General features: G+C 60.6%; 8 protein-coding genes and 1 riboswitch. Of the genes, 6 read left to right on the plus strand and 2 right to left on the minus strand.

The genetic code is table 11. The annotated features are described in order from the left end of the window. Positions 1–2: 2 nt before the first annotated feature. The 3 genes from GHO42_RS00005 (at position 3) to GHO42_RS00015 (ending at position 6,732) form a co-directional block, all read left to right on the plus strand. Complete coding sequence (locus GHO42_RS00005) at positions 3–5,414, plus strand: Hpt domain-containing protein (protein WP_256670680.1); 5,412 nt, start codon at positions 3–5, stop codon at positions 5,412–5,414. Beyond that, entirely contained in the window at positions 5,407–5,859 is a 453-nt protein-coding gene (locus GHO42_RS00010) for a chemotaxis protein CheW (RefSeq protein ID WP_094999869.1), read from the plus strand. The genes GHO42_RS00005 and GHO42_RS00010 overlap by 8 nt, the downstream gene beginning before the upstream one ends. Before the next feature lie 255 nt (positions 5,860–6,114). Then, complete coding sequence (locus GHO42_RS00015; RefSeq protein ID WP_094999870.1) at positions 6,115–6,732, plus strand: hemolysin III family protein; 618 nt, start codon at positions 6,115–6,117, stop codon at positions 6,730–6,732. A 7-nt stretch (positions 6,733–6,739) separates the two neighbouring features. On the opposite strand, the gene GHO42_RS00020 is transcribed toward GHO42_RS00015, so the two are convergent. Continuing rightward, positions 6,740–7,591, minus strand: a complete 852-nt coding sequence (locus GHO42_RS00020) for a formate/nitrite transporter family protein (protein WP_094999871.1) — start codon at positions 7,589–7,591, stop codon at positions 6,740–6,742. A gap of 197 nt (positions 7,592–7,788) precedes the next feature. Then, positions 7,789–8,190 (minus strand): acyl-CoA thioesterase, encoded by a 402-nt coding sequence (locus tag GHO42_RS00025; protein ID WP_016782518.1) that lies wholly within the window; start codon positions 8,188–8,190, stop codon positions 7,789–7,791. A gap of 195 nt (positions 8,191–8,385) precedes the next feature. Next, positions 8,386–8,492, plus strand: a riboswitch (S-adenosyl-L-homocysteine riboswitch). Positions 8,493–8,514: 22 nt separating this feature from the next. On the opposite strand from GHO42_RS00025, the gene ahcY reads away from it, so the two are divergent. The 3 genes from ahcY to GHO42_RS00040 all read left to right on the plus strand — a co-directional run. Then, positions 8,515–9,924: an adenosylhomocysteinase gene (gene ahcY, locus GHO42_RS00030; protein ID WP_088378781.1), complete on the plus strand. Its 1,410-nt coding sequence runs from the start codon at positions 8,515–8,517 to the stop codon at positions 9,922–9,924. A gap of 102 nt (positions 9,925–10,026) precedes the next feature. Next, entirely contained in the window at positions 10,027–10,872 is an 846-nt protein-coding gene (gene metF / locus GHO42_RS00035) for a methylenetetrahydrofolate reductase [NAD(P)H] (protein WP_094999872.1), read from the plus strand. A 363-nt stretch (positions 10,873–11,235) separates the two neighbouring features. Then, positions 11,236–12,756: DEAD/DEAH box helicase (locus GHO42_RS00040; RefSeq protein ID WP_153384068.1), on the plus strand; the 1,521-nt coding region annotated here is incomplete at its 3' end.

Here is a 12,756-nt window from a genome sequence, read left to right on the forward strand (position 1 = left end):
GGCTGGCACCTGCTGGCTTGCCGAGCCAGCTGCGCGTGATGCGCCACACCCTGCAGGCCGCGTTCCTGGCTTTGCGCCGCGGTGAAGCGGTGCAGGCCAACCTGGAAAAAATGGCCGCGGTGTTCGCGCAACTGCAAGGCATTTGCCAGGGAGCACCGCTCAACGCCTTGTGGAAAATTGCCGCTGCACTGGTCGACGGCATGCTTAAAGGTCGGGTGCCCAACAGCCCGGCCCTGCGCAGCCTGCTGAAAAAATCCGACAAGGAACTCAAGCGCCTGCTGGCACAGGGCATCGAGGCCATCAACCATCCTGCCCCCGAAGACCTGCTGACCAGCCTGCTGTTTTATATTGCCAAGGCCGAGCATCCGACCACGAAAATGCTCGCGCTGAAAAACCACTACGAACTGGATCAGGCCATGCCCGATGCGGCGATGGTCGACGAGGAGCGGGCGCGGTTGGCCGGCCCTGACCGGGATGCCATGCGCTCGGTGGTGGCGGCGTTGTGCGAAGAACTGGTGCGGGTCAAGGAACGCCTCGACCTGTTTGTGCGCAGTGATCGCCTGCATGTCTCGGAACTGAGCAGCCTGATGGCGCCACTGCGTCAGATCGCCGACACCCTGGCTGTACTGGGGTTCGGGCAACCGCGTAAAGTCATCATTGATCAACTGGCGGTGTTGCAAAGCCTGGCCCAGGGCCAGCGCGAACCCACCGATGCGGTGTTGATGGATGTGGCCTCGGCCCTGCTTTATGTCGAGGCCACCCTGGCCGGTATGGTCGGCAGCGTCGAGCCCTCGCTGCGTGAAGAAAGCCGGTTGCCCACCACTGACCTGATGCAGATTCACCAGTTGGTGATCAAGGAAGCCCGCATCGGCCTTGAAGAAGTCAAAGACCTGATCGGCGATTATCTGGCGGCCGAGTACGACCGCCAGCACTTGCAGTCCGTGCCTGCGCTGTTGACGCAAATCCGCGGGGCGCTGGCGATGATTCCCCTGAATCGCGCGGCCAGTTTGCTGCAAGCCTGCAATGAATATTTGCGTGAGCGCGTGCTGCAAGGGTCTGATCACCCCGCGCACGAGCAACTTGATCACTTGGCCGATGCGTTGATCAGCATTGAGTATTACCTGGAACGCCTGGCCCAGGACCCTGGTGCTTCGAGCGAGCAGGTGCTGGATCGGGCCGAAAACAGCCTGGCTGCACTGGGTTACGCGCCGGCGACGCATCCCGTGCCATTGTCCGATGATAGGCCTGGCGGCCAAGAGCAATCGCTGATGCCGGACCTGCAGGCGCCTGGCCTGGCCGATGTACTGGCCAGCCCGCTGTCGGCGCTCAATCCTCCGGCGCAACACATGCCTGCCAGTTTGCTACCGCCACCCGTGGATGAAGCGCCGCTGGACGAAGAACTGCTGGAAGTCTTTCTCGAAGAAACGGACGAAGTCCTGATCAGCCTGCACGACAGCCTGCCGCAATGGGTCGCCAACCCGGCAGACAGTGTTGCGCTGGCCGAGTTGCGGCGCGGCTTCCATACCCTCAAGGGCAGCGGGCGCATGGTGCGTGCGCTGGTGCTGGCAGAGCTGGCGTGGGCGGTCGAAAACCTGCTCAACCGGGTGATTGAGCGCAGCGTGGCGCCATCTGCGCAGATCTTCCAACTGCTTGAAGACGTTATGGCCATGCTGCCCGAACTGATTCAGGCCTTTGCCGAACAAAGCCAGCGTCAACGCGAAGACGTCGACCAACTGGCCGCACGCGCGCAGCACCTGGCCCAAGGCGAGCCGCAACCACTGTTGATTGCCCAGGACGCCGGCAGTTTCGATCCACAGTTGCTGGATATCTTCCGTCAGGAAGCACAAGCCCACCTTGAGCGCCTTGACCGTTTTCTGGACCAGGCCCGTGCACACATGCCGCTGCAGGCCAGTGACGATTTGCAACTGGCCGTGCACACCCTCAAAGGCAGCGCACATATGGCAGGCGTGATGCCCATGGCTGAACTGGCCGCGCCGTTGGACCATCTGGTGCGTGAATACAAGGCGCACACGCTTGCCCTGGGGGAGGATGAAATCGACCTGCTGCTGGAAGCTGACACCCTGCTGCATGCGGGGCTCAAGCAACTGGATAGCGACCCGCTGGCCGAGATCCAGGGTGCGCGCTCACTGATCGAGCGCACCGAGCAACTGATCGCCAGCCGCCTGGATACCCTGCTCAATAGCCCTGCAAGCAGTTGGGTGGCCAGGCGTGACCCGCAGCGCATTGCCGAGTTTCTGGCCGAGAGCATGGACATTCTGTTCGATGCCCAGGAGCTGCTTAAAACCTGGCACCAGAACCCCCATGAACGCGATGGCCTGGACAGCCTGCTGGATCAGCTGACCACCCTGGGTGAGTCTGCCCACCTGCTGGACTTGCAGCCCATGGATGCGCTGTGCGAAGCCCTGCTTGACCTCTATGGCGCGGTCGAAGAAAGCAGCCTGGCACCCAGCGAGCGTTTTTTCGAAGCGGCCGATGATGCCCAGGAAGCCCTGATCAACATGCTCGACCAGTTGGCGGCAGGGCAGGAAATCACCCCGCAGCCGCAGTTGGTCCAGACCCTGCACGCGCTGCTGCACGAAGGGCTCGCGCCTGACGCCACAGGGCTGATTCGCGGTGATGGCGGGCGGGTTACCGAGCTGGGGGCCGCCACCAGGCAATTGGGTGGAGGCCAGGACGAGGACATCGATGATGAAATCGTCGAGATTTTTCTCGAAGAGGCGGTGGACATCCTCGAGAGTGCCGCGCAGGCCTTGCAGCGCTGGCTCAGTGCACCCGACAGCCTGGCGTCGCTGTCGTCCTTGCAGCGCGATTTGCACACCCTCAAGGGTGGGGCGCGCATGGCCGGTATTGAACCGATCGCTGAACTGGCCCATGAGCTTGAACACTTGTATGAAGGCTTGCTGGACCGGCGCCTGAGTGACAGTCCGGCACTGGCTCGCCTGCTGGAGCGCAGCCACGAGCAACTGGCGCTGATGCTTGAAAAATTGCTGCACAAGCAAACGTTGAGCGAGCCTTATGAACTGATCGAGGCCATTCGCGGCTTTCGTCTTTACAGTGCAGCCCTGCCTGATGCTGGCAGCGTTGCCCCGCAAGCGCCACCGAGCAATGAAGATCCGCAGTTACAGGAAATCTTCCTCGAAGAAGCCTTCGATATTCTCGAAAGCTCGGGTGCGGCCCTGGCGCGTTGGCAAGCCGAGCCGCAAAGCCACCTTGAAGTGGAAAACCTGCTGCGCGACCTGCATACCCTCAAGGGCGGGGCGCGGATGGTGGAGGTCGCCGCGATTGGCGATTTTTCCCATGAGCTTGAAACCCTTTTCGAGGATATTTCGGTAGGTGCCATCACGCCCAGTGATGGGCTCTTTGTGTTGCTGCAGCGTTGCCACGACCAGCTTGCGCAAATGCTTGACGCGCTGCGCAGTGGTCAGGCGCTGCCTTCGCCCCAGGTGCTGATCGAGAAAATCCGCCAGATTGAGCGTAACGCCCGGCCGACACCTGCCACCCCGGTCAAGCCCGAGCCTGCGCCTGCACCGGTGCCCGAAGGTGAGCGCACCGGGCTGGACACCCTCAAGGTTCCGGCCGAGCTGCTCGAAGACCTGGTTAACCTGGCGGGTGAAGCCTCGATCATTCGGGGGCGTGTGGAACAGCAGGTCAACGACGGTCAGGTCGCCCTCAACGAGATGCAGACCACCCTTGAGCGGATGCAGGATCAACTGCGGCGCCTCGACATCGAAACCCAGGGTCGCCTGCACAACCGCGCGCACACCGAAGCCGATGGCGTGGCCTACGACGAATTCGACCCGCTGGAAATGGACCGCCATTCCCTGCTGCAGCAGCTGTCCCGAGCCCTGTTCGAATCAGCTTCCGATCTGCTCGACCTCAAGGCGACCCTGACGGCCCGCTACCAGGACGCCCACGGGCTGCTGCAAAAGCAGGCGCGGGTGAACACGCAATTGCAAGAAGGCCTGATGGGCACACGCATGGTGCCGTTCGAGCGCGTATTGCCGCGCCTCAAGCGGGTGGTGCGCCAGGTTGCCAGCGAGCTGGGCAAGCAGGTTGAATTCAGCGTGATCAATGCCGAAGCCGAGATCGATCGCAACGTTCTGGAACGCATGGTTGCGCCCCTGGAGCATATGCTGCGCAATGCCGTCGACCATGGCCTGGAACCGGCCGACGTGCGCCATGCCAGCGGCAAGCCGGAGCAGGGGCTGATCAGCCTGGAACTGTCCTATGAAGGCGGCGACGTAGTATTCGACATGCACGACGATGGCGCGGGAGTGCCGCTGGAAGCCGTGCGCCGCAAAGCCATCCTGCGTGGCTTGCTGAACCCTGAAGCAAGCATCAGCGACCGTGAGGTGCTGCAGTTCATCCTGCAGCCCGGGTTTTCCACGGCCGAAAAAATCACCCAGATCTCCGGGCGTGGCGTCGGCATGGACGTGGTACATGAAGAGGTGCGCCAGTTGGGCGGCAGCATGACCATCGATTCGGTGGCGGGCCAGGGCGTGCATTTTCAGATTCGCCTGCCCTTCAGCGTGTCGCTCAACCGGGCTTTGATGGTGCAGTGCGCAGACGAACAATACGCCATTGCCCTCGACACCGTTGAAGGTGTGGTGCGCGTCATGCCCAACGAGCTGGAAGGCTACTACCAGCTCAACCCGCCGCTTTATCACTACGGTGGGCAAACCTACGAGCTGCGTTACCTGGGCGAGTTGCTGCAAACCGTGGGCAAACCCAAGCTGGTGGGCGAAAGCCATTCGCTGCCGGTGCTGCTGGTGCATTGCCAGGACCAGCGCGTGGCGTTGCAGGTGGATGCGCTGTTGGGTTCGCGGGAGATTGTGGTCAAGAGCCTCGGCCCGCAATTTACCGGGGTACAGGGCCTGTCGGGCGCGACCATTCTGGGGGACGGGCGGGTGGTGCTGATCCTCGACCTGCCGGCCTATATCCGTGCCCATCAGGCGCGTCAGCCGTTGCAGCGGGCGCAGCACGAGGCGGTGGGCGCCCTGGAATTCACCCCGGCCGTGCGCCCGCCGCTGGTACTGGTGGTGGACGACTCGGTCACCGTGCGCAAAGTCACCAGCCGCCTGCTGGAGCGCAACGGCATGAACGTCATCACGGCCAAGGACGGGGTCGACGCCATGAGCGTACTGGAAGAGCACACCCCTGACCTGATGCTGCTGGACATTGAAATGCCGCGCATGGACGGCTTCGAAGTGGCTACCCGCGTGCGTAACGACCCGCGCCTCAAGGACCTGCCGATCATCATGATCACTTCGCGCACCGGGCAAAAACACCAGAACCGGGCGATGGCCATTGGCGTCAACGACTACCTGGGCAAACCTTATCAAGAGTCCGTGCTGCTGGAGCGCATTGCCTACTGGAGCAACTTCCATGCTTGACCATCGCGTGGGCAGCTTGACCGGCTTGCTGCTGCCGCTAGCAGATCGCTATCTGTTGCTGCCCAATGTGGCCATTGCCGAGCTTATCGGCTGGCAGCGCGGCGAGCCCAGCAGCGACTCCCCGCCCTGGCACCTGCGCCAGATTACCTGGCGCGACCACCAACTGCCGTTGATCAGCTTTGAAGCGGCATGCGGCGGGCCACTGGTGATCGGTGAGCGGGCGCGGATCGTCATCCTCAACACGCTGGGTGGTGACCCGGATTTCAAATTCATGGCCATGGTGATTCAGGGCATCCCGCGCTCCTACAAGGTCGACAGCCAGTTGAGCTTTGTCGACGTGCCGCTGTGCCCGCTGGAGCGCGCGGCGGTACAGGTGGGCGATCATGTGGCGAAAATCCCGGACTTGCTGGCGCTGGAACGGTTGGTGCGGGGCAGCGCGGATTAAGCAGCACTTGTGGGAGCTGGCTTGCTCGCGAGCAGGCGATGCGCTCAGTCATTTAAACCACGGTGCTGCTATCGCGAGCAAGCCCGCTCCCACAGAGTTTCGTGGCAGGCCCCGAATTCTGGGAACACTGCAAAACCTGTGGGTGCAGGTTGCCCTGCTCGACGAACGCCGCATTGCCCTTTAACCTCGCAACCCTGACCCTTATCTCATAACCAGGTGACACAGTCGCACTATCGGCTCTTGAGGATCTTGCACATGTATCACGGGGAAAAACTCAACGCCTGGACCCATCTGGTGGGTGCCGTGGCGGCAGCAATAGGCAGTATCTGGTTGTTGGTAATGGCCTGCCTGGACGGTAGCCCGCAGAAGATTGTCAGTGTGGCCATTTATGGTGTCACGCTGGTGCTGTTGTACAGCGTATCCACCGTGTACCACAGCGTGCGCGGGCGCTCCAAGGTGATCATGCAGAAGTTCGATCATCTCTCCATTTACCTGCTGATCGCCGGCAGTTACACGCCGTTTTGCCTGGTCACGCTGCACGGCCCCTGGGGCTGGTCGTTGTTTGGCATCGTGTGGGGAATGGCGGTGATCGGCATGCTGCAAGAGATCAAACCGCGCTCCGAAGCCCGCATCCTGTCCATCGTTATCTACGCGGTCATGGGCTGGATTGTACTGGTGGCCGTCAAGCCCTTGCTGGCAGCGCTGGGTACCGCAGGCTTTGTATGGCTGGCCACCGGCGGGGTGATGTACACCGTGGGGATCATCTTTTTTGCCCTCGACCACCGTCTGCGCCATGCCCACGGCATCTGGCACCTGTTTGTGATCGCCGGCAGCCTGCTGCACTTTGTGGCCATCGCCCATTATGTGATCTGACTCGGGGCTACTGAACCTCCTGCTTGGGCTTCTGGGTGTCGCTGCGGATCTGCGCGTGGCTGATCAGGGCGAAGATAAAACTGCCACCAATGATATTGCCGGCCAGGGTGGGGCCGGCAAAGATCAGCCAGAAGTCCTTCCAGGGCAACTCGCCAGCAAACACCAGATACGACACCTCGGCCGTACCGACCACGATATGGGTGAAGTCACCCAGGGCCATCAGGTAGGTGATGAGGATGATGATCCACATCTTGGCGCTTTCCATGGACGGGATCATCCACACCATGGTGGCAATCATCCAGCCCGAGATAATGCCTTTGGCGAACATCTGGCTGGCGTCGTTTTCCATGACCTTGCGGCCGATTTCCAGAAAGGCCTTGTCGGTTTGCGTGTCGAAAATCGGCAAATGCAGCATCACATAGGCCACCAGCAGGGTGCCCATCAGGTTGCCCACCAGCACCACCGCCCACAGCCGCAGCAGCCGCCCGAAATTGTTGAGTGTGGGTTTGCTCATGATCGGCAGAACGGCAGTCAGGGTGTTTTCGGTGAACAGTTGCTGGCGAGAGAGAATGACCGCCAGAAAACCTGCGCAATAACCGAAGCTGGCGATGACCTTGAACCCGTCGCCGTCGGGCAGGCGTGAGTTGAGCAGGCCCATGGCCATAAGGGACAGGCCCATGGTCAGCCCGGCGGCCAGTGCCGACCAGAACAGGGCGGCGATGCTGCGCTCCAGTTCCAGATCGCCCTGCTGGCGGATGATTTCGTGCAGCACCGCGGCGCGCGGTGGCTGGTTTTTGCTGACCTCGTGCTTTTCTTCAGCCGTCAGGTTGGGGGTTTTGCCTGAATTTTGAGTGTCCATAAGGCTCCAGAACCGAAGGCGTGTGAAGGTACGACACGCATGGACTGTAGCTGTTCACTCTTGACCTGTAGATACTCTGTTGCCGGTCAACCCTCCCTGTGGGAGCGAGCCTGCTCGCGAAAGTCGTTCGCGAGCAGGCTCGCTCCCACAGTTAAAATTCCCTTCAGACCTTCGGCAGCTGCTACGGGAGCCAGGCATCAAGCCTGGCTGTCATCCTGGAACTGGTCCTTGACGTATTTGATCTCGGTACGCCCGTGCGGCGCCGGCAGGCCGTCTTCACCCAGGTTGACGAAGACCATCTTGTCCACAGTCAGGATGCTTTTGCGGGTGATCTTGTTGCGCACTTCGCAGGTCAGGGTAATCGAGGTGCGACCAAACTCGGTGGCGGTGATGCCCAGTTCGATGATGTCGCCCTGGCGCGAGGCACTGACGAAGTTGATTTCGGAGATGTACTTGGTCACCACACGCTGGTTGCCCAGCTGGACGATGGCGTAAATCGCGGCTTCTTCGTCGATCCAGCGCAGCAGGCTGCCACCGAACAGGGTGCCGTTGGGGTTGAGGTCTTCGGGTTTAACCCATTTGCGGGTGTGAAAATTCATATTCGCTCCTGACCGTCTTGCCTTAGATGCCGACCATGATGTCAGACCACGGCACTCAGCTCTATTAAGCTTCGACTATGGTCTCGATTAGGCAAATCAAAATGCCGTGGATAAATCCTTGGGAACATCGACGCGGATGGCTATAATGCCCCTCGCTTCAAAACGGTCATTTTTACCCGGTACCGTTCCCGCCACCTGTCCGAGGGGCGCTGCAGCAGGTTCAACCTGTCAGGCTCGGATGGGGCGTTGTTTGTTCAGGGCTCCCTGGGCAGGCACTAAACGCACAACGGCGCCCATTCGCGATTAAACGAATGGAGGCTCTTGATGAGCGCTGTAAACACGCCTGCAGGTTTTAACGACTTTAAAGTCGCCGATATGTCCCTCGCCCAATGGGGCCGCCGCGAAACCTTTATCGCCGAGTCCGAAATGCCTGCCCTGATGGGCCTGCGTCGCCGTTATGCAGCAGAACAACCGCTCAAGGGCGCGAAGATTCTGGGTTGCATCCACATGACCATCCAGACTGCCGTACTGATCGAAACCCTGGTTGCCCTGGGTGCCGAAGTGCGTTGGTCGTCGTGCAACATCTTCTCGACTCAGGATCAGGCTGCTGCCGCTATCGCTGCTGCCGGTATCCCGGTTTTCGCCTGGAAAGGCGAAACCGAAGAAGAGTACGAGTGGTGCCTGGAGCAAACCATCCTTAAAGATGGCGAGCCATGGGATGCCAACATGATCCTCGACGACGGCGGCGACCTGACCGAGCTGCTGCACAAGAAATACCCGGCCATGCTGAAAAAGATCCACGGCGTGACTGAAGAAACCACCACCGGTGTTCACCGTCTGCTGGACATGCTGGCCAAAGGCGAGCTGATGATCCCTGCGATCAACGTGAACGACTCGGTCACCAAAAGCAAAAACGACAACAAGTACGGCTGCCGTCACAGCCTGAACGATGCCATCAAGCGTGGTACTGACCACCTGCTGTCCGGCAAGCAGGCGCTGGTTATCGGCTACGGTGACGTGGGCAAGGGTTCGTCCCAGTCCCTGCGTCAGGAAGGCATGATCGTTAAAGTGTCCGAAGTTGACCCGATCTGCGCCATGCAAGCCTGCATGGACGGTTTTGAAGTGGTTTCGCCGTTCATCAACGGCCAGAACGATGGCACCGCTGCCAGCATCGACGCTGCGCTGCTGGGCAAGATCGACCTGATCGTGACCACCACCGGTAACGTCAACGTGTGCGACAAGAACATGCTGGCCGCGCTGAAAAAACGCGCTGTGGTGTGCAACATCGGTCACTTCGACAACGAAATCGACACCGCTTTCATGCGCAAAAACTGGGCATGGGAAGAAGTGAAGCCACAGGTTCACAAGGTTCACCGTACTGGTCTGGGCGAATTCGACCCACAGAACGATGACTACCTGATCCTGCTGGCTGAAGGCCGTCTGGTTAACCTGGGCAACGCCACAGGTCACCCAAGCCGCATCATGGACGGTTCGTTCGCCAACCAGGTGCTGGCGCAGATCTTCCTGTTCGCCCAGAAGTACGCTGACCTGCCAGCCGAACTGCAAGCCGAGCGTCTGACCGTAGAAGTGCTGCCGAAGAAGCTGGACGAAGAAGTGGCCCTGGAAATGGTTCGTGGTTTTGGTGGCGTTGTAACGCAACTGACCAAGCAACAGGCTGACTACATCGGCGTCACCGTCGAAGGCCCGTTCAAGCCAGAAACCTACCGTTACTGATTAAAGAAAGGCGGTCAGGCTTGCACTGACCGCCTTTTTTTTGTGTGAAAGTTCAGCGTCAGGGGTTGTCCATGCCCCCCTCGCGCACGCCAGGGTATTCCCATGTCTCAAGACCGTCGTTACAGCTTCGAGTTCTTCCCGACCAAGACCGATGCTGGACATGAAAAACTGATGAACACGGCTCGCCAGCTGGCGACCTACAACCCGGATTTCTTTTCCTGCACCTACGGTGCCGGTGGCTCGACCCGTGACCGCACGATCAATACCGTGCTGCAACTGGAGAGCGAAGTAAAAGTACCTGCTGCTCCGCACCTGTCGTGCGTGGGTGACAGCAAGGCCGATTTGCGCGGCCTGCTGGCCCAGTACAAGGCCGCGGGGATCAAGCGCATCGTTGCGCTGCGTGGCGACCTGCCTTCGGGCATGGGCATGGCCAGCGGCGAACTGCGCTATGCCAATGACCTGGTGAGCTTCATTCGTGAAGAAACCGGTGACCACTTCCATATCGAAGTGGCGGCTTACCCGGAAATGCACCCGCAAGCGCGCAACTTCGAAGACGATATCAACAACTTCGTGCGCAAGGCCCATGCTGGCGCTGACAGTGCCATCACCCAGTACTTCTTCAACGCCGACAGTTACTTCCGTTTTGTCGAGCGCGTACAAGCAGCGGGAGTGATGATTCCTGTGGTGCCGGGCATCATGCCGATCACCAATTACAGCAAGCTGGCGCGGTTCTCTGACGCCTGTGGCGCTGAAATCCCGCGCTGGATCCGCAAGCAACTTGAAGCCTACGGCGACGACACGCAGAGCATCCAGGCATTTGGTGAGCAGGTCATCAGCGAAATGTGCGAACGCCTGCTCGACGGCGGCGCCCCGGGGTTGCACTTCTACACCCTGAACCAGGCTGATCCGAGCCTGGCGATCTGGAACAACCTCAAGCTGCCGCGCTGATCTGCCTTTGTGGGAGCGGGCTTGCCCGCGATGGCATCGCTGCGGTCCGTCAAGGGATGCGCGTCGTATGCATCGCGAGCAAGCCCGCTCCCACATGGGTTTAAAGCCGTTGGGCAGCATGAAATCGGCGCGTCGTGATTGCTCTGTTATACTCCGGTTTTTCCGCCAGGCTTACGCCCGGCCGCTCGTCCTTGTACAAGGCATTCAACCTCCCGTTACGGCGCAGCTCTCAGCCAGCGCGAGCGGCATGAATGGGCCTTCAGGACTGGAGCAGGACCGGACGGGATTGCGTCATCTTAAACGCCATTCACGCCAGGCAAGACTATCCCTTTGGGCCAAGCCCTAACTAGAACAGGATTTCTCATGTCCTTTGCTTCCCTCGGTCTCTCCGAGGCTTTAGTCCGCGCCATTGAAGCTGCGGGCTATACCGAGCCTACTCCGGTGCAACAGCGGGCCATTCCCGCCGTGTTGCAAGGTCGCGACCTGATGGTTGCGGCACAGACAGGTACTGGTAAAACCGGTGGCTTCGCTCTTCCGATTCTGGAAAAGCTGTTTCCCAATGGCCACCCGGACAAATCCCAGCGCCACGGCCCACGCCAACCACGCGTGCTGGTCCTGACGCCTACCCGCGAACTCGCCGCCCAGGTGCATGAGAGCTTCAAGCTCTATGCCCGCGACCTGAAGTTCGTGAGCGCCTGTGTTTTTGGCGGTGTGGGCACCAACCCGCAGGTTCAGGCCCTGGCCCGTGGTGTTGACGTACTGGTTGCCTGCCCCGGTCGTTTGCTCGACCTGGCCGGTCAAGGCAGTGTTGACCTGTCCCACGTTGAAATCCTGGTACTCGACGAAGCCGACCGTATGCTCGACATGGGCTTTGTCCATGACGTGAAAAAAGTCCTCGCTCGTCTGCCGGCCAAGCGTCAAAACCTGCTGTTTTCGGCGACGTTCTCCAAGGACATCACCGATCTGGCTGGCAAGCTGCTGCGCAACCCGGAACGCATCGAAGTAACGCCACCGAACACCACGGTCGAGCGTATCGAGCAACGCGTGTTCCGTCTGCCTGCCACGCACAAGCGTGCCTTGCTGGCGCACCTGATCACCGCTGGCGCCTGGGAACAGGTTCTGGTCTTCACCCGTACCAAGCACGGTGCAAACCGCCTGGCCGAGTACCTGGACAAGCACGGCCTCAGCGCTGTGGCCATCCACGGTAACAAGAGCCAGAACGCGCGCACCAAAGCCCTGGCCGACTTCAAGGCCGGTACCGTACGCATTCTGGTAGCGACCGACATTGCCGCTCGTGGCCTGGACATCGACCAGCTGCCGCATGTGGTCAACTTCGAGCTGCCAAACGTCGACGAAGATTACGTTCACCGTATCGGCCGTACTGGCCGTGCCGGTCGTTCGGGCGAGGCGATCTCGCTGGTAGCGCCGGACGAAGAAAAACTGCTGAAAAGCATCGAGCGCATGACCAAACAGAAAATCGCCGATGGCGACCTGATGGGTTTTGACTCGAGCACGGTTGAAGCTGAAAAGCCTGAAGTACGCGAGCGTCCGGATGTGCGTAACCCGCGCAACCCGCCGCGCGGCCCGCGTGGCGACGGTCCGGGTAACCCGGGCGGTGGCGGCGGTCGTAAAGACAAGGGCAAGGAAAAGAGCAAAGAAAAGCCGGCAGCTGCTCGCAGCGAGCGTCCAGCTCGTGAGCAAAAGCCGCGCGAAGCTCAGCCTGCCCGCGAACAGCGTCAGCCAACCCCGCGTGCCGACGCCAATCGTGCGCCGGACGAGTTCCGTGATGACGATGTGGATAACTTTGGTAACCGCGCTGATTACGTCAGCCCGTACCAGAACAAGAACAACCAGAGCCGTGGCCGTCGTCCGGGGGCTCCGGCT

The sequence above is a fragment of the Pseudomonas sp. FSL R10-0056 genome, from assembly GCF_009600105.1.
In the GTDB taxonomy this organism is placed as follows: Bacteria; Pseudomonadota; Gammaproteobacteria; order Pseudomonadales; family Pseudomonadaceae; genus Aquipseudomonas; species Aquipseudomonas bubulae.